Here is a 19,544-nt window from a genome sequence, read left to right on the forward strand (position 1 = left end):
CTAGTTAGCTGACAATGGCTTCAGCATTGCAGCGAGTTCGTTGCGTATAACCTCTATCGTCCGGTCGGTACGCACCACGCGTATCCGCGCCGGATACTTTGCAGCACGGTGTAGATACATGGCCCGCACACGCTCGAAGAAATCCTGCTGCTCCTGTTCGAATCGGTCCGGATCCGAGTGCGTACGCACACGCTGGTGGGCAATCGCCACATCGACATCGAACAATATCGTCAGATCGGGCTGCAATCCTTGTTGCACCCAATCTTCCAATACCTGCAAACGCGCTTCGGCTATGCCGCGCCCGCCACATTGATAAGCGAAACTGGCATCGGTAAAACGATCCGACAGCACCCAGTCACCTCGTGCCAGTGCCGGCGCGATTACCTGCGCGATATGTTCGCGCCGCGCAGCAAACATCAACAGCGCTTCGGTATCGATATGCATGGGCTCACTCAACAGCAACGCCCGTAACGATTCGCCTAACGGCGTCCCTCCGGGTTCGCGGGTTACGACCACATTCGCACCCTGCGCCCGCAGGAAATCGGCCATCCACTGCAAATGCGTGGTTTTACCTGCACCATCGATACCTTCCAGACTAATAAACGGCATGCTTACCCATTCTTCTGATATCGTGCTACCGCACGATTATGCTCGACCAGATTATTCGAAAAATAATGCGTCCCATCGCCTTTCGCCACAAAATAAATGATATCGCTGTGCGCGGGATGCAATGCGGCTTTAATTGAATCCAGCCCCGGCATCGCGATCGCCGTCGGCGGCAGGCCAGCGCGAGTGTAAGTGTTATACGGCGTATCAGCCAGCAAATCACGTTTACGGATATTACCGTCGTAATTCTTGCCGATGCCGTAAATTACCGTGGGGTCAGTCTGCAGGCGCATCCCCAGGCGCAATCGATTGATGAACACGGCAGCGATTAGCGGCCGCTCATCTTTTACTCCGGTTTCCTTTTCTATGATCGACGCCATGGTCAAAGCGTCGGCTGGCGTTGCATAAGGCAAATTCTTATCCCGTCCCGCCCATTCATGCTGCAAATGCATTTGCATGGTTTCGTAAGCGCGACGCAGGATCGACACGTCACTACTTCCCGCATCAATATAATAAGTAGAGGGGAAAAACCAACCTTCGGCATGATTCAGCGGTATATTCAGCAATTGCAATACCTGCTGCTCGCTCATGCCCAGGGTTTCATGTTTGACCAGGGGATGTGCATTCAAGGCATCACGCATCTGGGCAAATGTCCAGCCCTCGATGAATACGATTTCACGCAAGCTCACTTCACCTGCGGTCAATTTAGTAAGTAACTGCAACGGGGTGATCTGTTGATTAAGCGTATAAAAGCCTGCCTTGATTTTACCGGCCTTTCCCATTATCCGGGCCAGCACACGGAAGCGTAATCCATCATTCATAACCCCGGCTGCCTGCATCCGACTGGTAATCGTAACCAAATTGCTGCCAGGCTTCAAATCGAATTCGAGCGGCGTTTGTTTCAATGGTAACGACGTATGCGCATACCAGTACATATAAGCGGTAGCCAGACCGAGGACAAGCATTCCCCAGATAAATGCGCGCTTAATCATTGTCCGCCTCCAGTAAAGAACGGAGCAATGCAACATAGTGCCCTTTTTGCCATTGTTTCTGCCCTAACTCTCGCACTTGCCATATACCTATCACACTATTGCAGAGCATGACTTCATCAGCTTCGAATATGTCTGACAAACTTAATTGGCTGATTTTGATGGATAGCCCCAGCTTTACGGCAATTGCCAGAATACGCTCGCGCGTCACTCCGGCAATACCGCTATTACTCAAATCCGGGGTAAATAATTGGTGTCCGCGCACCGCAAATAAATTGGTCATTGTGCCACCGATAACATGCCCTGTGTCATCCTGCAACAGACCTTCCATGATATCAGGGTCTTGCCATTCACTGCGCGCCAATACATTTTCCAGCCGGTTAAGATGCTTGATGCCGGCCAATAATGGCTGCCGCGACAAGCGTAACTGACACACATATACCATCACGCCATCAACATCACATTGCGACGGGTAAACCGGCAATGGTGCAGTGCTGACAATACGGGTGGGTGATATTGGCTGGTGCATCGCATAGCCGCGCTGCCCCGCACCGCGGGTTACGACAAGCTTGAGCACACCTGCATTTTCGTTCGCATCAAGCTGGGTAAAGTCCTGCTCAAATACCGCCATGTCTGGGCAAATAATGCCCAGGCGCGCGCAATCGGAAGCCAGTTTCGCGTACTGACGGCGCCAATTCGCGTTAAATGCATCACGCAGCAACAGCGTGCGAAACACCCCGTCACCGTAACTGAGACCGCGATCCGCAGGATGCACCATCGCATTGGCAACACCATTCACCAGTATCATTATGCCAAACCCAATGCACGCAACAAGCCTTTGGCCTTGGCGCGCGTTTCATTCAGTTCGCGCACGGGATCGGAATCGGCCACTATTCCCGCACCGGCCGAAAATTCCAGCTCCTGTCCGGATAACATCATGGTACGAATCAATATATTCAAATCGAAATCGCCATCCAGATTGATATAACCCATGCTGCCGGTATAGGCGCATCGCGGCGTGGATTCCAGTTCGCGAATAATCTGCATGGTGCGCACTTTAGGGCAGCCGGTAATCGTGCCTCCGGGAAACAAAGCGCGCACCACATCCAGCGGCGAAATTTCAGCAGCAAGCTGCCCGCTGACGCTGGATTCAATATGATGAACGTGCTGATAACTTGCTACCGCCATGAGTTCATCCACTTTTACACTGCCGGGCACACATACCCGCCCCAGATCATTGCGCTCCAGATCAACCAGCATGACATGCTCCGCACGCTCCTTGGGGTGTGCAATCAGATCCTTGCGAATTTGCGCATCCTGCGCAGGATCGGCGTGACGGGGATGCGTTCCGGCGATGGGGCGCGTCAATGCCCGCCCCGCCTCGACCCGGACCAGACGTTCCGGCGAAGAACTGATAATGTATTGCTCATTACCCAAATTGGCGATTCCCGCAAAAGGCGCCGGGTTATTGCTGCGTAATGCCCGATACAGTACGGGCGCGCTATTCCGATTACTGACCCGGCCGCGCCAGCGCCTGGACAAATTCACCTGAAACACGTCACCTGCCGCAATATAATGCTGAATCTTTACCACACTCTCGAGAAAATCATCAGCGGGTTCTTCTGCCAGCACCTGCAGTTCCAAAGTCGATAGCGTCGTCGCCATGGACTGTGCGATCTCGTCCTGCATACTTACCAACAGATTCTCCGATTCGGCAAACAACCATGCTTCACTGGTCTGATTGTTGACCATAATCGCAGCAGGAACGCGCATGAAAGACGCAACCGGGAAATCGCTATCATCGGCAGGACGCATCGGCACACTCGGCTCCAGCGTGTGCAGCAACTCATAGCCGAGGTAAACAAACCAGCCGCCGCGGAACGGGAGATGTGCGACATCCGTTGCCTTGTCGCCCCGGAGTTGCTGCCAGCTACGTTCAAGCTGCTCGAAAAAATCCGCACTTCGATCAACAGTATAGCGCTGCAACTGGGTCGGATGCGCCATCAGGATATGCCATCCGCTACCGGCAGCGGTCTCCAGCAAAACCGGGAAACGATGCGGATCGCTTGCGTGAAGGTTGAACAGATCGGGAATCGCAGATAAGCGAAAGGTGGGCACGGGGAAACTACTTTACGAACAAAGCCGCTGATAATTTTTACCGTGTAAACGGTACAAGTTACCAACGGTCTGCATGATAGGACTAATCAGACTTTACGAAACACCAGCGTGCCATTCGTTCCACCGAAACCAAACGAATTGGACAGCGCCACATCAATTTTCATCGAACGCGCGGTACCAGGCACATAGTCCAGGTCACATGCCTCATCCTGATTGAAGATATTGATGGTTGGTGGTGCAACCTGGTGATAAACACTCAATGCTGAGTACACTGCCTCAACACCGCCAGCCGCGCCGAGCAGGTGCCCGGTCATGGATTTGGTTGAGCTGACCGCGGCTTTATGCGCATGCTCGCCTAATGCCAGTTTCATTGCCGCAGTTTCGGCAATATCGCCTAGCGGCGTCGAAGTACCGTGCGCATTGATATAATTCACCTGATCGGGATTTACTCCAGCATTGCGCATCGCATTGCGCATACAACGCGCCGCGCCTTCGCCACTTTCAACAGGCGCAGTCATATGATAGGCATCGCCGCTCATGCCGAAACCGGCCAGTTCGGCGTAAATACGTGCACCGCGTGCCTTGGCGTGTTCGTATTCTTCAAGCACGACAACGCCCGCACCCTCACCCATTACGAACCCATCGCGTTCCCTGTCCCAAGGACGGCTGGAGGTAGCCGGATCATCATTGCGTGTCGACAATGCACGGGCTGAGGAAAAACCGCCAATACCCAGAGGGCTTAATGCAGACTCCGCGCCGCCGGCAATCATCACATCGGCATCGCCGTATTCGATCAGCCGTGCTGAATCGCCAATCGCATGGGTAGCTGTTGCACACGCTGTTACCATCGCCAGATTCGGGCCTTTCAACCCGTACATGATCGACAGATTGCCGGAAATCATGTTGATAATCGAAGCCGGAATAAAAAACGGGGAGATTTTACGTGGCCCGCTTTCCAGATAGGTACTGTGCGTTTCTTCGATAAGCGGCAAGCCGCCTATGCCCGAACCGATGCTGACACCAATTTGTTCAGCATTGGCCTCAGTGACCTCCAGCCCGGAATCCTTGAACGCTTCCATCCCCGCTGCCATGCCGTACTGAATAAACAGATCCATGCGACGCGCATCTTTCGGATTCAGGTATTGGCTGACATCGAAGTTTTTAACTTCGCCTGCAATTTGCGAGGCAAAAGGGCTGGGGTCGAAACGGGTAATACGTGTAATACCCGATTTACCTGCCTGAATATTTGCCCAGTTTTCCTGGACACCTATACCGACCGGGGAAATAATCCCCAAGCCGGTTATCACAACTCTGCGTTTGGACAAAACAGCTCCGCAAAAATATAGAAGGGAATTATTTGGCTAGATGGCCATTGACGTAATCAATGGCTTGTTGAACTGTGGTGATCTTTTCCGCTTCATCATCAGGGATTTCGCATTCGAATTCTTCTTCCAATGCCATCACCAATTCCACCGTATCCAACGAATCCGCGCCCAAATCGCCAGCGAATGAAGATTCTGTTTTCACTTCAGCTTCATTAACACCCAGTTGTTCTGCGACGATTTTTTTGACACGTTGTTCGATATTGTCCATCTGTGTTACTCCCAAGAATTAAAAAAAGCCCTGCTATTCTAACAAAAATCCGAAAATAACCCAAAGATTATTCCATGTACATGCCGCCGTTGACATGCAACGTAGCGCCCGTTACATAGCCGGCCTGCGCGGAGGCCAGGAAACCGACCGCATGAGCGATGTCTTCAACCTGCCCCAAACGACCCAACGGAATATGATCCAGCAAGGCAGTACGCTGCGCTTCAGGCAATGCGCGCGTCATATCGGTATCAATAAAACCCGGAGCAACGCAGTTAACCGTAATATTCCGGCTACCCACTTCACGTGCCAGCGATTTGGAAAAACCCACCATCCCGGCCTTGGCAGCAGCATAATTGGTTTGACCGGCATTGCCCATCGCTCCGACCACCGAAGCAATATTGATGATGCGGCCGTAACGCGCCTTCATCATTGCACGCAATACCGCTCGCGACAACCGGAAAACCGAAGTCAAATTGGTCTCGATAATGCTATCCCACTCATCGTCTTTCATCCGCATCAGCAGATTATCGCGGGTAATGCCTGCATTATTGACGAGAATGGCGATATCACCGTGATTTTTCTGGATTGCGGCAATGGCAGCATCTACACTCGCCGCATCGACCACGTTCAATGCCATGCCTGCGCCGGCCACACCAGCCTGTTGCAAATATTCGGTAATTGCAGCCGCTCCGTTTTCACTGGTTGCGGTTCCGATGACTACAGCGCCCTGTCGACCTAATTCCAGCGCAATTGCCTGCCCTATTCCACGACTTGCGCCAGTCACCAGCGCTACTTTTTGTTGAGGCATGAAGCCTTCCTCCTAGCCAATCAAAGTTTTGAATTCGGTAATCGCATCCACGCTGATCAGAGCCGTAGCGGCAACACGCTCGTCAATACGCTTGGTCAACCCGGCCAATACCTTACCCGGGCCACACTCAGCAGCCAGAGCCACACCATCGTGCGCCATCGCCTGCACGCTTTCAACCCAGCGCACCGGACTGTACAACTGCCGTGCCAAGGCATCTCGAATTTGATCCGGATCAGTATATGCCGCAACATCAGCGTTGTGCAGTACGGGTATTTGCGGGGGCTGAATTGCTACATTCGCCAATGCGGCCGCCAACTGTTCAGCCGCCGGACGCATCAAAGCGCAATGCGAAGGCACCGAAACCGGCAAAGGCAACGCGCGCTTCGCGCCCTTTTCCTTAGCCAGAACCATACCCCGCTCGACGGCGGCTTTATGTCCGGCAATCACTACCTGCCCCGGAGAATTGAAGTTAACCGCCTCCAGCACTTCGCCTTGCGCTGCTTCCGCGCATACTGCACGCACAATCTCATCATCCAAACCCAGAATCGCCGCCATTGCACCCACACCTTCAGCCACTGCCGACTGCATGGCGGTTGCACGCAAACGCACCAATGGCAAGGCATCTTGAAGAGTTAGCGCACCGGCAGCAACCAGAGCACTGTATTCGCCAAGACTGTGCCCTGCCATGACATCAGGCGCTCGACCACCCTGTTCCAGCCATGCGCGATAGGTAGCCACGCCTGCCACCAGCATTACCGGCTGGGTATTCACGGTTAAATTCAGTTGTTCGACAGGGCCTTCAGTGATTAGCACCCATAAATCCTGACCCAATATCGCTGAGGCCTCGGCAAACGTATCACGCACAACTGTCAACGCATCCAGGCCTTGCATCATGCCGATCGATTGGGAGCCTTGACCGGGGAATAAAAAAGCAAATTTCATTTATCTGAACCTCAAGCCCACTTTAATAATACTGAACCCCACGTAAAGCCACCGCCAAACGCCTCCATCAGCACGACATCACCCTGCCTGATACGACCATCGCGCACCGCCGTATCCAACGCCAGCGGAATGGAAGCAGCCGAGGTATTAGCATGTTGGCCCACCGTCACCACGACATTATCCATGCTCATGCCCAGCTTTTTGGCTGTCGCCTGAATAATGCGGATATTGGCCTGATGCGGCACCAGCCAGGTCACATCGGACTTTTGCATACCATTGGCGATGAGGGTTTCGTCCACAATCGCGTCCAGCGTTTTTACGGCCATTTTGAAAACGGCGTTGCCTTCCATTTTCATCGCCAGCGCGCCATCCGTACCGGCTGACACGCCGCCATTGACGTGCAGCAAATCACGGTAACGGCCATCGGCATGAAGATGGGTTGCAATTACGCCGGGAGCGTCGCTCGCAGTCAGAATAACGGCACCAGCACCGTCACCCCACAAGATGCAATTGCTGCGGTCGGTCCAGTCGGTAATGCGGGATAGCGTTTCCGCACCGATGACCAGGGCACATTTGGCCTGGCCGGCGCGAATAAAATTGTCAGCCGTGGACAAAGCATAAACAAAACCGCTGCAAACCGCCTGCACATCAAAGGCAGCACAGCCATTGGTAATGCCAAGCTTGTTTTGCAACAGACAGGCCGTACTCGGAAATACCAGATCCGGCGTAGTCGTCGCCACGATGATCAGATCAATGGCATTGGCATCGATCCCCGCCGCCTCGATCGCCTTGCGCGCGGCAGCGGCAGCCAGATCGCTGGTAGTCTCATTATCGGCAGCCAGATGTCGCTGGCGAATACCCGTGCGTTCGACTATCCATTCATCACTGGTATCAATACGCTCGGCCAATTCATGATTTGTAACGATGCGTTCCGGCAAATAGCTGCCGGTCCCTTGGATTTTCGAATACATATTTAGGCAGCATCCTTTTGCATTATGGCCATTTTTTCGCTAATACGTTGCTGCACGTTGTTTCGCACTTCCCGCACAGCCTGTTCGATCGCATGTTCAAACGCATAACGATCGGCACCGCCGTGGCTTTTCACCACTACGCCACGAAGACCAAGCAGCGTAGCTCCATTGTAACGACGTGGATCGACACGTTTCTTGAAAGCGCGCAATACAGGCAACGCTATAAATCCCGCCAGTCTTGTAAAGACGTTGCGGGTGAACTCCTCGCGCAACATCGTGGAGATCATCTTTGCCAGCCCTTCCGAGGTCTTTAATGCGACGTTGCCCACAAAACCATCACATACCACGACATCGGTAGTGCCTTTGTAGATATCGTCACCCTCGATATTGCCGTAAAAATTCAAACCGCTCTGACGCAGCAGATCGGCAGCCTGCTTGACGGTTTCATTCCCCTTGATTTCTTCTTCGCCGATATTCAGCAGCCCGACGCTAGGTGCATCACGCTGGTCAAGCGCAGATACCAGCATCGCACCCATGATACCGAACTGCAGCAGGTGTTCAGGCGTGCAATCCACATTTGCGCCCAGATCCAGCACGAATGTACGACCTTTGATCGTCGGCAGTTCGCTCGCTATCGCCGGACGCTCGATACCGGGAAGCATTTTCAGCACGAAGCGTGCTGTCGCCATCAGGGCGCCGGTATTCCCCGCCGAAATGCAAGCACCGGCTTCACCGCTTTTGACCAGATTGATAGCCACACGCATGGAAGAATCTTTTTTGTTGCGCATAGCCAGTGCAGGCGACTCATCCATTCCCACCACTTCCGCGGCATGCTGGATGCGCAGACGCGAATCCGCTTGCGCATGATGAACGCGTAACTGTGTCTCGATTGCGTCCTGCAAGCCAACCAGTACGATATTGAGCGCCGGATCGCGCGCAAGACATTTCAATGCGGCAGGTACGGTCACAGCCGGTCCGTGATCGCCGCCCATCGCATCAATTGCCACTGTTACATCATTTGTCATGTTTAAATTCGTGCGCGATAAAAACAAAATGCCGCAAGAAATGCTTCTTGCGGCTTACTCGGTCACGAAACGTGCACCGCGTTTATTCGCCTTTGGTAGCAACAACCTTACGACCACGGTAAAAACCGTTAGGGCTGATGTGATGACGCAAATGCACTTCGCCAGTGGTAGGTTCCACGGCCAACGGAGGGTTGGTCAAGAAATCATGCGCACGATGCATACCGCGCTTGGACGGGGATTTTTTGTTCTGCTGAACAGCCATTTTACTACTCCAATCAAATTAATGTTGCCGTTTTAATGCCGCCAATACCGCAAATGGGTTTGGTCGCTCACTTTTCCCTTGTCCGGCCAATTCCGGACATCCATCGTTTGGGTGAACTGGCGATACTGGCAAAGCCAACAACACCTCTTCCTCCAACCAGACTTGCCAATCGAATTGTTCGTCTGCCAACATCGCATCCGCCAATCCGTCCGCTTCTCGATCCCACGCGTCTAATTCGCGCTCATCCTGAGCCAACCACACCTGGCATTCCAAATTCAGATGCCAGGATAATGGTTGCGCGCACCGTTGACACAATAACGATAAATCGCTGGCAACTTTCAGCAACAAATAAGGACGGACATTTACCCCACCCTCGATTGTATAACCCAAGCTACTGGCGTCATCCATCACAGCGTCTTTCAACCGGGATAATTTACCCACAGAGATGACACCATTTATTGTGCTTTTGTTCCGTGCAAAAGCGAGACTATCTATGACTGCCTGTTCCGACATAAGCCGCGCATGATATAATTTTAAAATTGTATTGTCAAAAGAAGGCTTCGGCGCGTGATAAAGAAAATACTTATAGCCAACAGAGGCGAGATCGCCGTACGCATCGTACGTGCATGCTCCGAACTCGGCATAACCTCAGTCGCAATTTATACTGATGCGGATCGCCATGCGCTTCACGTCAAAAAAGCTGATGAATCTTATAACATCGGCTCAGATCCGGTACAGGGTTATTTGAACGCGCATAATATAGTCAATCTGGCGGTTGCCAGCGGCTGCGATGCACTGCATCCCGGGTACGGCTTCCTGTCTGAAAACCCCACTCTTGCCCAAATTTGCGCACGGCGTGGCATCCGGTTCATAGGCCCTGATGCGGATGTCATTCGCATGATGGGTGACAAGATCGAAGCACGCAAGGCCATGATCAAGGCCGGCATCCCCGTTATCCCCGGCAGCGAACACAACCTCGAGAACGTCGAAGAAGCTCGCCAGCTTGCCAATGCCATCGGTTACCCGGTGATGCTCAAGGCGACCAATGGCGGCGGCGGCCGCGGTATTCGTCGCTGCGACTCCGAAGCAGAATTGCTCAAGAACTATGATCGGGTTGTATCCGAAGCCGGCAAAGCCTTCGGCAAACCTGAAGTGTTTCTCGAAAAATGCGTCGTACACCCCAAACACATCGAAGTTCAGGTCATGGCTGACAGCTTTGGCAATACCATACATCTGTTTGAGCGCGACTGCTCCATTCAGCGCCGCAATCAGAAGCTGATCGAAATCGCGCCATCGCCGCAGCTTACCGAAGCGCAACGCCAATACATAGGCAAACTCGCCGTAACGGCCTCCAAGGCTGTAGGTTATGTGAATGCCGGCACTGTCGAGTTTTTGCTCGATGCAGACAATCAGTTCTATTTCATGGAAATGAATACCCGTCTGCAAGTCGAGCATACCATTACCGAAACCATTACCGGCGTAGATATCGTACAAGAGCAAATCCGCATCGCCAGCGGTTTGCCGTTACAGTACAAACAGGAAGAAATTAAGCACAACGGCTTCGCAATGGAATTTCGTATCAATGCCGAAGATCCGAAAAACAACTTCCTACCAAGCTTCGGTCGCATCACCCGTTATTATGCACCAGGCGGGCCAGGCGTACGTACTGACGCAGCCATGTACAGCGGCTATGTCATACCGCCCTATTACGACTCCATGTGCGCCAAGCTAACGGTCTGGAATCTGACATGGGAAAGCGTCATTGAACGCGGTCGCCGCGCATTAAACGACATGACTGTATTCGGGGTTAAAACCACCATTCCGTATTATCTCGAGATTCTGAGAAATGCCGAGTTCCGCAGCGGTCGTTTTAATACTTCATTCGTCGAATCGCACCCGGAACTGATAAACTACGATGTGGGTCAGCCGCCTGAAATGTTGGCCGCAGTGATTGCCGCTGCCATCGCCGCCCATAATGGATTGTAATTCGCTTAAATTTTAGACTGTCTCAACTATGCCAAAAGTATTTATTACCGATCTTGTCCTGCGCGACGGCCACCAATCCCTGATTGCAACCCGCATGCGCACCGAACACATGCTCCCTATCTGCGCCAAACTCGACAATATCGGGTTCTGGTCACTTGAAGCCTGGGGCGGTGCCACTTTCGATGCTTGCGTACGTTTTCTCAAGGAAGACCCTTGGGAACGCCTCGCAAAATTACGCAAGGCATTGCCTAACACGCCGATACAAATGCTGTTGCGCGGACAAAATCTGTTAGGTTATCGTCATTATGCCGATGACGTCGTACGCGCTTTCGTACAAAAATCCGCAGACAACGGCGTTGATGTATTCCGCATATTTGATGCAATGAACGATTTGCGCAATATGCGTGTTTCTATCGAAGCCGTTAAAAAATCCGGCAAACATGCTCAGGGCGCAATTTCGTATACCACCAGCCCGGTTCACGACATTCCCCACTTTGTCGAGCTCGCAAAGGGACTGGCTGATTTGGGTTGCGACACCATCGCCATTAAAGACATGGCTGGCCTGCTCACGCCTGGCGTTGCCTTCGATCTGGTTAAGGCCATTCGCGAAGCGACCGGATTGCCTGTGCACACTCACAGCCATGCCACATCCGGCCTCGCCAGCATGGCTCACCTCAAGGCTGTTGAAGCCGGTGCCACGATCATCGACACCTGCATCTCCGCCTTTTCCGAAGGTGCCAGCCATCCCACCACTGAAAGCCTGGTGGCCGCATTGGCCGGAACAGAATACGACACCGGCATCAATCTCGCCGATCTCGAAGAAATCGCTGCCTATTTCCGCGAAATCCGCAAACTCTACTGGCAATACGAAAGCAGTTTCACCGGCGTCGACCCACGCGTACTGATTAGCCAGGTACCTGGCGGCATGATTTCCAACCTTTCCAACCAGCTCAAGGAACAAGGCTCACTGGATCGCATGGACGAAGTGCTGGCGGAAATCCCGCGCGTACGGGAAGACCTGGGTTACCCTCCGCTTGTGACTCCGACATCGCAGATCGTTGGCAGTCAGGCCGTGATTAACGTCTTGACCGATGGCCGTTATAAAACCATCACCAATGAAGTCAAGCTGTATATGCAGGGCCGCTATGGTCAGGCGCCGGGCATCATCAATGAGGCGGTAAGGGATCTGGCCATCGGCACTCAGGAAGTCATCACCTGCCGGCCAGCAGATCTGATTCCGGATGAAATGGATAAATTGCGCAACGAAATCGAAGACGTTGCCAAAACGGAAGAAGACGTGCTCACCTATGCCATGTTCCCGGATCTTGGCCGCACTTTCCTGCAGGAACGTAACGCAAACAAGCTCACTCCGGAAGTACTATTACCGATCGAAGCCAAAAATGCCAGCTCTTCGACCCGCTTCGCCGCTGATGAATTCCGTATCACGCTGCACGGCGAAACTTACCACATTCGCCTCACCGGCACCGGGCACGGTTCGCAAACCGAGCGCCCATACTACGTATCTGTGGATGGCGTGACTGAAGAAGTCTTCGTTGAAGCACTCAATGAAATCGAAGTCAGTGCCGATGGCAGCTCAACCGGCAAAGCCAAATCGACCAGCAAAATCAGCTCTAGCGGCCGTCCACGTCCCAGCCATGCAGGCCATGTCACGACAGCCATGCCGGGCAACATCGTTGACGTACTCGTCAGCACCGGGCAAAAAGTCAAAGCGGGTGACCCGGTTTTGGTCATTGAAGCGATGAAAATGGAAAATGAAATCCAGGCTTCGATTTCAGGTACGATCATCAACCTGTTTGTGGTTAAAGGCGATGCAGTAACCCCCGATCAGGCTCTGCTTGAGATTCAACCTGAGTAATCGCAACAATGATAGCAACTTCAAGGACGCTTGTACTCGCCTCAACCTCGCCTTACCGGCGGGAATTGTTAGCGAAACTGCAAGTGAACTTCGAAGTTGCCGCTCCCGAAGTTGATGAAACTCCCCTGCCCGATGAAACCCCTGCTGCTGCCGCACTGCGTCTATCTGCACTCAAAGCCAAAGCCGTAGCGGACCGCTTCCCCAACGCGCTGATCATCGGGTCCGATCAGGTTGCCACGCTCAACGGCATGCACATAGGCAAACCCGGCACGCACGACAAGGCCGTGGCTCAGCTCCGCCTGATGCGCGGGCAGCAAATTGTTTTTCATACCGCGTTAAGCTTGTACAACAGCGCAACCGGCCGTCTGCAATCAGACATCATCCCGACAACCGTACAAATCCGCCCGCTAACCGATACCCAGATCGAACATTACCTGCGCAAGGACCAACCTTACAATTGCGCAGGGAGTGCCCGCTCCGAGGCTTTAGGCATAGCGATCATGGAAAAAATGGAAGGCTCCGATCCCAATGCATTGATCGGCTTGCCATTAATTGCACTGACTCAAATGTTGATGCATGAAAACTGGGACGTTTTACTGTAAAAACACCCAGCAAGATTTTGGAAATGCCAGGCGCCCCAACAGCCCCCGCCAAATGTTTCAAGACTTGGCCTTGGCTTCCAGAGTTTCCCAGCGCCCCAGCGCATCCACCAACTCAGCATCAATGGCTTCGAATTTTTTCTGCAAATCAGCTACTTGCTGAAGATTATTGGTGTAAAGGTTTACATCAGCCAACTGCTCGGTAATGCTTGTCTGTTCCGCTTCGAGCGCCTGGATCCTATCGGGCAACGCAGACAGTTCCTGATTTTCCTTCCAGCTTAATTTCGCCTTTCCCGATCCTGGCTGTGCCGGCTCAGGTTTTGCAGGTTCCGTTTTACGGGGAATGGCAGTGGCATTCGTTGCGTTTGCCTTACCCCTGGGGCGCTGCATCAGCCAATCCTCATAACCGCCGGCATATTCACGCAGCACGCCATCGCCTTCAAAAGCGATCACCTGCGTCACCACGTTATCCAAGAACGTACGGTCATGTGAAACCAGCAGCACTGTGCCCGGATAATCCTGCAATAACTCTTCCAGCAATTCCAGCGTATCGATATCAAGGTCATTGGTAGGTTCGTCCAGCACCAGAATATTGGCCGGGCGCGTAAACAATCGCGCCAACAACAGGCGATTACGCTCACCACCGGAAAGCGACTTCACGGGTGAGCGTGAGCGTTCGGGTGCAAACAGGAAATCTTCCAGATAACTAATGACGTGTTTGCGCTCACCGCCGATCTCGACGTAATCTCCACCCTGGCTAATGGTATAGGCAACGGTCGCTTCTTCGTCGAGCTGAGTGCGAAACTGATCGAAATAAGCTACGGAAAGCTTGGTACCCAATTTTACCTGGCCGCTATCCGGTTCGATCTCGCCCAGTATCAATTTGATCAAGGTCGTCTTGCCAATCCCGTTGGGCCCAACCAGTCCCACTTTATCGCCGCGCTGTATCACTCCGGAGAAATCCTTGATCAGCATGCGCCCCCCGTAGGATTTGCTGACATGCTCCAGCTCGGCCACACGCTTACCCGATTTCTCTCCGCTGTCGACATTCAGATTGACCTGCCCCAGATGATTACGCCGTTCGCTACGCGTGATGCGCAGCTGTTCCAGGCGCCGTACCCGGCCCTCGTTTCGCGTGCGCCGAGCCTGGACGCCTTTGCGTATCCACACCTCTTCCTGTGCCAGAAACTTGTCGAATTTGGCCTGCTCTACCGCTTCAATCGCCAACTGCTCAGCCTTGAGTCGCTGATAATCGGAGAAATTCCCCTCGAAGCTGCGCAACTTGCCACGATCCAGCTCTATGATCTGTTGCGAGATATTGTCCAGAAAACGCCGGTCGTGGGTAATCACCACTACGCTGCCGGCGTAATTGCGGATCAGCTCTTCCAGCCACTCGATCGAAGTCAGATCCAGGTGGTTAGTCGGCTCATCCAGCAACAGCAAATCCGGCTCCGCCACCAGAGCACGGGCAAGTGCCACGCGCTTCTTCAATCCGCCGGACAAGGTACCGATCAACACATCCTCAGGCAAATTCAATTTGGTCAACGCTGTTTCCACTCGCGCCTGCAAATTCCAGCCATCATGCGCTTCGAGAGCAGTTTGCAAGGTTTGCATCTGCGCCATCAGCGTATCGAAATCCGCATCCGGCTCACCCATTTTATGGGTAACCTCATGGTAGTCCAGCAATAGCTGGCTCACCTCGCCAAGTCCTTGCGCTACCGCCTCGTAAACCGTATGTTCGGCATCCAGCGCCGGCTCCTGCGGCACATAGCCCAATTTGATGCCCGGCTGGCGCCATACGACACCATCGTCTGGCGGAATATCGCCCGCCAGTACTTTCAACAGACTCGACTTACCCGCACCGTTGCGGCCAATCAATCCAATATGTACACCAGGTTCTATTACCCAGCTAGCTCGATCCAGTAAAGCAAAATGACCAAACGCCAGTGAAGCATTTTCTATCGTCAATAACGGCATAAAAACAATCTATGAATTAAAAATTAACACTGTTGAGATGTTCAGCAACACCCATATTCGCCAGTTCGTCGGCACGTTCGTTACCGGGATGACCATTATGTCCCTTGACCCAGAACCATTGGATTTCGTGCTCTCCCGCCAGTTCATCCAGACGCTGCCACAAATCGACATTTTTGACCGGCGCGTTACCGCTGGTGCGCCAGCCGCGTTTTTTCCAGTTTGGCAGCCACTCGGTAATTCCCTTTAACACGTATTGCGAATCCGCATGGAGCAAAACGCGGCTCCGCTTCTTCAGACTTTGCAATGCGGAAATAACCGCCATTAATTCCATACGGTTATTGGTTGTTGCCGCCTCACCGCCATAAATTTCCTTGCGATGCACGCCGCTAACAAGCAGGGCACCCCAACCACCTGCACCGGGATTACCCTTGCATGCACCATCGGTATAAATCTCAATTTCAGGCAACTTATTTATCACAACATTTGCTTCCATTCTGTAAACTGCGTGTCGCCGGACTCAGCGCGCGCGCGAATTTGCTCCTCCCTTGCCAGCGCGGGGTAATCAGACGCATCCCGTGCACACGCTTGACCGCATGAATAAAATATACGCCGCCACCCATTGCCCACCAGCGATCCCCTGCTGCCTCCATGAATTCGAAATGCTGCATCAGGCCGGCGTTGCTCAAAGGCGGGGCATAACAGCACATGCGTCCACCGACGATATCGCACCCCAGCAATGACAACCAATCCTTCAGACGGCCAAGATTGACAAAATCACCACGCCACGGGTAATCGCCGCAACTACGCTTATACCAGCGATGCAATCCCCATAGACTGCGGGGATTGAAGCCGCTGATCAGCAGATTCCCTTCGGCAATCAGCACACGTTCGGCTTCTCGCAAGATTTGATGTGGATAGTTGGAAAACTCAAGCAGATGCGGCAATACCAGCAGATCAACCGATTGATTGGCAAACGGCAAATGGGTAGGCTCTGCCAGTACATCACCGGCATGAGCGCCAACGCAAAAACGATGCGGGATACGGCTGTTACGCAACATTTCCCAGTGCGGCAAACCGATTTGCAAGGCATTGAATCCAAACAGATCGACCACAGTCTGATCGAAATATGCCTGCTCACGCTCCTGCAGATACTGCCCTAACGGACTGGTCAGCCATTCGGTAAATGAAGTGTAACGAGTTGTCATGTTATCATATAAAAAATGAATACCGATTTACACATTACCCCAATTGCCGCATTCAGCGATAATTATATATGGGTTATTCATAATCAGCGTTACGCCGTTGCGGTTGATCCCGGCGATGCCAATGCTGTGACTGCATTTCTGCGCCAGCATGATCTGTCTCTTGCCGCCATTTTAATCACCCATCATCACCATGACCATACGGGAGGCAATGAGGCGCTGGTTTTAGCCTTTAACGTTCCCGTATATGGCCCTTCGCGCGAAAGCATCCCCTGCCTGACCCATCCCTTATCGGAAAGCAGCACAATCCGGCTCGAAGAGCTTGATCTCGAACTGCGGATACTGGATGTCCCAGGGCATACCGCAGGCCATATCGCCTATTACGCAGACGGCATGCTGTTTTGCGGTGACACCTTGTTTGGCTGCGGGTGCGGCCGTTTGTTCGAGGGAACACCCGAGCAAATGCTGGCCTCGCTTAGCAAATTGGGCCAATTGCCAGAAAATACAAGCGTCTACTGCGCGCATGAATATACTTTGAGCAATATCGAATTTGCCCTCACACTGGAACCCGATAACCAGGCGCTGCAAGCCCGCGCTGCAACAGACCTTAACAGCATTCTCGAGGGCCGCCCAACTCTGCCTTCCACCATTGCCCGGGAACGGGCGACCAACCCGTTCCTGCGCTGTCACTTACCCAGCGCGCGCGTTGCTGCCCAACAGGCGACAGGCAAATCCATTACCGGTATTGTTGAAATATTCAGCGCACTGCGTACCCTCAAAAACGATTTTCGTACGTCCTAAGGGACTGACGTTTCCTTGCCCACCCGCATCGATTCCGGTATCATACCACCATGATCGAATTGCGAAATTTTGAAACTTTCCCGAATAAATTCAAGCAATTTCTGCTATGCTTCGGCTTGCTGGCACCTCTCGCGAGCATCGCAGACAGCGGCATTATCAGCTCGGCCGCCGCATCATCGAATAATACCTACATCAGTACTGCACCAACCAGCGCTTCCGGCAATGCCAACACGCAAAATTCCGCGAATGACCAGGGCGATACAGCCGATTTATGGGATCGTATCCGCATGGGTTTTGGGATGGATACGCTGGATACACCTTTGGTGGCGACGCATATCAACTGGTACGCGCAGCGTCCGGAGTATGTGCGCCGCATGGTTGAACGCAGCCGCCGCTATCTTTACCATATTCTCGGCGAAGTCGAAAAACGTGGCATGCCCACCGAGATAGCCCTTCTGCCCATGGTTGAGAGCGCATTCAACCCCATGGCTTATTCGACCAGCCATGCCTCAGGCATATGGCAATTCGTCCCGGCTACCGGCAAGGATTTCGGCCTGAAACAAAACGGCTGGTACGACGGTCGGCGCGATATTATCGCTGCCACAGACGCCGCTCTGGATTATCTGACCAAGCTGCATAACCAGTTCGGTACCTGGGAGCTGGCTCTGGCTGCCTACAATTGCGGCGAAGGCTGCGTTGCACGCGCCATTGCCAAGAATCAGGCGCAAGGCCTGCCCACAGACTATCTGAGCCTGAATCTGCCTACCGAAACGCGGCATTACGTGCCAAAATTGCTGGCCGTCAAGCAAATCATCGCCGACCCCGAAAGTGCAGGGCTTAATCTGGACAGTATTCCCAACCAGGCCTACTTCACCACCGTTACATTAACCAAACCAATCGATGTAAGCCTTGCGGCCAAGCTGGCAAATATGCCCGTCAATGAATTTGTATCGCTCAATCCTGCGTACAACAAACCGGTAGTGCGCTCGGATACCCCTGCGCAACTGTTATTGCCGGTAGACAAGGTCGACACCTTCTCCAACAATCTGCAAAACTATGATCGCCCACTCGTCACCTGGCAAGTTTACGCAGCCAAAATTGGTGAACGTATCAGCACCATTGCCAAAAAATTCGGTGTCACTGTCACATGGCTGAAGGAACATAATCCCATTCAGCTTTCACATAAAGGCAAACTCACCAGCGACCATGCACTTATGGTTCCGCTGAAAGGTAACGCTGATAACACCTATGCAACAGATAAAACCAATAATAAAATCGCTTTGGCTGAACCAGGCATAGTGAAAGTCTCGATGCAAGATACTCCAGGTCAGGGCATACCCAATAAAACCGCCAGGATCGAACAATCGCATCAGGAGAAGATGCCAAGAGAAATCACTGTCAAGGCCGGCGACACCCTGTACAACCTGGCCACACGTTATCAGGTGACAGCTCATGAACTGGCTCAATGGAACAAGATCAAACCCAATCAGCTCAAATTGGGCCAGACGCTTATCGTAGCGGCACCTAATGACAGCCACGAGACATCCAGCAAACATGAGACCAATGACAGACAAGACAAATCAGGATCACGCAAAGCAGACAAAAAACCGGTCAGACAGGAAAAGCCTCGACATTACATCGTCAGGAAAGGCGACACTCTGTCCAGCATCGCGCAAAAGTACGATCTTGCAATAGATGACATTCAGCGCTGGAACAAACTCAAGCATCACGCCGTTCTCCAACCCGGATCAAAGCTGTTGCTCAAATCCGGTTAACCTCCTGAAAACCA

20 protein-coding genes are annotated in these 19,544 nt (G+C 52.8%); 5 read left to right on the forward strand and 15 right to left on the reverse strand.

Annotated features, from left to right (window positions below):
- From tmk to CAP31_RS08035, 12 genes are all read right to left on the reverse strand, one after another.
- Complete coding sequence (gene tmk / locus CAP31_RS07980) at positions 1 to 609, reverse strand: dTMP kinase (protein WP_087447049.1); 609 nt, start codon at positions 607 to 609, stop codon at positions 1 to 3.
- Between the two features lie 2 nt (positions 610 to 611).
- Entirely contained in the window at positions 612 to 1,598 is a 987-nt protein-coding gene (gene mltG / locus CAP31_RS07985; RefSeq protein ID WP_087447050.1) for an endolytic transglycosylase MltG, read from the reverse strand.
- Positions 1,591 to 2,403, reverse strand: coding sequence for an aminodeoxychorismate lyase (gene pabC, locus CAP31_RS07990; RefSeq protein WP_189836600.1), 813 nt, complete (start codon positions 2,401 to 2,403; stop codon positions 1,591 to 1,593). The genes mltG and pabC overlap by 8 nt, the downstream gene beginning before the upstream one ends.
- Positions 2,403 to 3,713, reverse strand: coding sequence for an aminodeoxychorismate synthase component I (locus CAP31_RS07995; protein ID WP_087447052.1), 1,311 nt, complete (start codon positions 3,711 to 3,713; stop codon positions 2,403 to 2,405). Before CAP31_RS07995 ends, pabC begins: the two co-directional genes overlap by 1 nt.
- 86 nt (positions 3,714 to 3,799) lie before the next feature.
- On the reverse strand, positions 3,800 to 5,038 hold the full coding sequence (gene fabF / locus CAP31_RS08000) for a beta-ketoacyl-ACP synthase II (protein WP_087447053.1): 1,239 nt from the start codon (positions 5,036 to 5,038) through the stop codon (positions 3,800 to 3,802).
- A gap of 28 nt (positions 5,039 to 5,066) precedes the next feature.
- Positions 5,067 to 5,306: an acyl carrier protein gene (gene acpP / locus CAP31_RS08005; RefSeq protein WP_087447054.1), complete on the reverse strand. Its 240-nt coding sequence runs from the start codon at positions 5,304 to 5,306 to the stop codon at positions 5,067 to 5,069.
- Between the two features lie 67 nt (positions 5,307 to 5,373).
- Positions 5,374 to 6,114, reverse strand: a complete 741-nt coding sequence (fabG, locus tag CAP31_RS08010; RefSeq protein ID WP_087447055.1) for a 3-oxoacyl-ACP reductase FabG — start codon at positions 6,112 to 6,114, stop codon at positions 5,374 to 5,376.
- 12 nt (positions 6,115 to 6,126) lie between these two features.
- On the reverse strand, positions 6,127 to 7,056 hold the full coding sequence (gene fabD / locus CAP31_RS08015) for an ACP S-malonyltransferase (RefSeq protein WP_087447056.1): 930 nt from the start codon (positions 7,054 to 7,056) through the stop codon (positions 6,127 to 6,129).
- A gap of 11 nt (positions 7,057 to 7,067) precedes the next feature.
- A complete protein-coding gene (locus CAP31_RS08020; protein ID WP_087447057.1) occupies positions 7,068 to 8,027 on the reverse strand; it encodes a beta-ketoacyl-ACP synthase III in 960 nt (319 codons plus the stop codon).
- Between the two features lie 2 nt (positions 8,028 to 8,029).
- Positions 8,030 to 9,052, reverse strand: a complete 1,023-nt coding sequence (plsX, locus tag CAP31_RS08025) for a phosphate acyltransferase PlsX (RefSeq protein ID WP_087447058.1) — start codon at positions 9,050 to 9,052, stop codon at positions 8,030 to 8,032.
- An 82-nt stretch (positions 9,053 to 9,134) separates the two neighbouring features.
- Complete coding sequence (gene rpmF / locus CAP31_RS08030; RefSeq protein ID WP_087447059.1) at positions 9,135 to 9,314, reverse strand: 50S ribosomal protein L32; 180 nt, start codon at positions 9,312 to 9,314, stop codon at positions 9,135 to 9,137.
- Between the two features lie 18 nt (positions 9,315 to 9,332).
- Positions 9,333 to 9,827 (reverse strand): DUF177 domain-containing protein, encoded by a 495-nt coding sequence (locus tag CAP31_RS08035; protein ID WP_087447060.1) that lies wholly within the window; start codon positions 9,825 to 9,827, stop codon positions 9,333 to 9,335.
- Between the two features lie 54 nt (positions 9,828 to 9,881).
- Between CAP31_RS08035 and CAP31_RS08040 the strand changes: the two genes are divergently transcribed.
- From CAP31_RS08040 to CAP31_RS08050, 3 genes are read left to right on the forward strand one after another with little or no spacing between them, the layout of a single operon-like run.
- On the forward strand, positions 9,882 to 11,300 hold the full coding sequence (locus tag CAP31_RS08040) for an acetyl-CoA carboxylase biotin carboxylase subunit (RefSeq protein ID WP_087447061.1): 1,419 nt from the start codon (positions 9,882 to 9,884) through the stop codon (positions 11,298 to 11,300).
- 28 nt (positions 11,301 to 11,328) lie between these two features.
- A complete protein-coding gene (gene oadA / locus CAP31_RS08045; RefSeq protein ID WP_087447062.1) occupies positions 11,329 to 13,176 on the forward strand; it encodes a sodium-extruding oxaloacetate decarboxylase subunit alpha in 1,848 nt (615 codons plus the stop codon).
- 8 nt (positions 13,177 to 13,184) lie between these two features.
- A complete protein-coding gene (locus tag CAP31_RS08050; protein ID WP_087447063.1) occupies positions 13,185 to 13,778 on the forward strand; it encodes a Maf family nucleotide pyrophosphatase in 594 nt (197 codons plus the stop codon).
- A gap of 57 nt (positions 13,779 to 13,835) precedes the next feature.
- Here the strand turns inward: CAP31_RS08050 and CAP31_RS08055 are convergent, their stop codons facing one another.
- From CAP31_RS08055 to CAP31_RS08065, 3 genes are read right to left on the reverse strand one after another with little or no spacing between them, the layout of a single operon-like run.
- Positions 13,836 to 15,752, reverse strand: coding sequence for an ATP-binding cassette domain-containing protein (locus tag CAP31_RS08055; RefSeq protein WP_087447064.1), 1,917 nt, complete (start codon positions 15,750 to 15,752; stop codon positions 13,836 to 13,838).
- Between the two features lie 16 nt (positions 15,753 to 15,768).
- Positions 15,769 to 16,218, reverse strand: a complete 450-nt coding sequence (rnhA, locus tag CAP31_RS08060; protein ID WP_223247421.1) for a ribonuclease HI — start codon at positions 16,216 to 16,218, stop codon at positions 15,769 to 15,771.
- Between the two features lies 1 nt (position 16,219).
- Positions 16,220 to 16,957, reverse strand: a complete 738-nt coding sequence (locus CAP31_RS08065) for a class I SAM-dependent methyltransferase (RefSeq protein WP_087447066.1) — start codon at positions 16,955 to 16,957, stop codon at positions 16,220 to 16,222.
- A 15-nt stretch (positions 16,958 to 16,972) separates the two neighbouring features.
- Between CAP31_RS08065 and gloB the strand changes: the two genes are divergently transcribed.
- Together gloB and CAP31_RS08075 are read left to right on the forward strand one after the other, a co-directional pair.
- Positions 16,973 to 17,755: a hydroxyacylglutathione hydrolase gene (gene gloB / locus CAP31_RS08070; protein ID WP_087447067.1), complete on the forward strand. Its 783-nt coding sequence runs from the start codon at positions 16,973 to 16,975 to the stop codon at positions 17,753 to 17,755.
- A 50-nt stretch (positions 17,756 to 17,805) separates the two neighbouring features.
- Positions 17,806 to 19,530, forward strand: a complete 1,725-nt coding sequence (locus tag CAP31_RS08075; protein WP_087447068.1) for a LysM peptidoglycan-binding domain-containing protein — start codon at positions 17,806 to 17,808, stop codon at positions 19,528 to 19,530.
- The last annotated feature ends 14 nt before the right edge of the window (positions 19,531 to 19,544 follow it).

The sequence above is a fragment of the Sulfuriferula sp. AH1 genome, from assembly GCF_002162035.1.
GTDB lineage: Bacteria > Pseudomonadota > Gammaproteobacteria > Burkholderiales > Sulfuriferulaceae > Sulfuriferula.

Bases quoted from the DNA above. Each gene is read 5' to 3' on its own strand.
- CAP31_RS08075 (WP_087447068.1), top strand. From the start codon at position 17,806: ATGATCGAATTGCGAAATTTTGAAACTTTCCCGAATAAATTCAAGCAA.
- tmk (WP_087447049.1), bottom strand. From the start codon at position 609: ATGCCGTTTATTAGTCTGGAAGGTATCGATGGTGCAGGTAAAACCACG.
- rpmF (WP_087447059.1), bottom strand. From the start codon at position 9,314: ATGGCTGTTCAGCAGAACAAAAAATCCCCGTCCAAGCGCGGTATGCAT.
- CAP31_RS08020 (WP_087447057.1), bottom strand. From the start codon at position 8,027: ATGTATTCGAAAATCCAAGGGACCGGCAGCTATTTGCCGGAACGCATC.
- oadA (WP_087447062.1), top strand. From the start codon at position 11,329: ATGCCAAAAGTATTTATTACCGATCTTGTCCTGCGCGACGGCCACCAA.
- CAP31_RS08065 (WP_087447066.1), bottom strand. From the start codon at position 16,957: ATGACAACTCGTTACACTTCATTTACCGAATGGCTGACCAGTCCGTTA.
- fabG (WP_087447055.1), bottom strand. From the start codon at position 6,114: ATGCCTCAACAAAAAGTAGCGCTGGTGACTGGCGCAAGTCGTGGAATA.
- gloB (WP_087447067.1), top strand. From the start codon at position 16,973: ATGAATACCGATTTACACATTACCCCAATTGCCGCATTCAGCGATAAT.
- fabD (WP_087447056.1), bottom strand. From the start codon at position 7,056: ATGAAATTTGCTTTTTTATTCCCCGGTCAAGGCTCCCAATCGATCGGC.
- plsX (WP_087447058.1), bottom strand. From the start codon at position 9,052: ATGACAAATGATGTAACAGTGGCAATTGATGCGATGGGCGGCGATCAC.
- CAP31_RS08050 (WP_087447063.1), top strand. From the start codon at position 13,185: ATGATAGCAACTTCAAGGACGCTTGTACTCGCCTCAACCTCGCCTTAC.
- CAP31_RS08055 (WP_087447064.1), bottom strand. From the start codon at position 15,752: ATGCCGTTATTGACGATAGAAAATGCTTCACTGGCGTTTGGTCATTTT.
- acpP (WP_087447054.1), bottom strand. From the start codon at position 5,306: ATGGACAATATCGAACAACGTGTCAAAAAAATCGTCGCAGAACAACTG.
- CAP31_RS08035 (WP_087447060.1), bottom strand. From the start codon at position 9,827: ATGTCGGAACAGGCAGTCATAGATAGTCTCGCTTTTGCACGGAACAAA.
- mltG (WP_087447050.1), bottom strand. From the start codon at position 1,598: ATGATTAAGCGCGCATTTATCTGGGGAATGCTTGTCCTCGGTCTGGCT.
- pabC (WP_189836600.1), bottom strand. From the start codon at position 2,403: ATGATACTGGTGAATGGTGTTGCCAATGCGATGGTGCATCCTGCGGAT.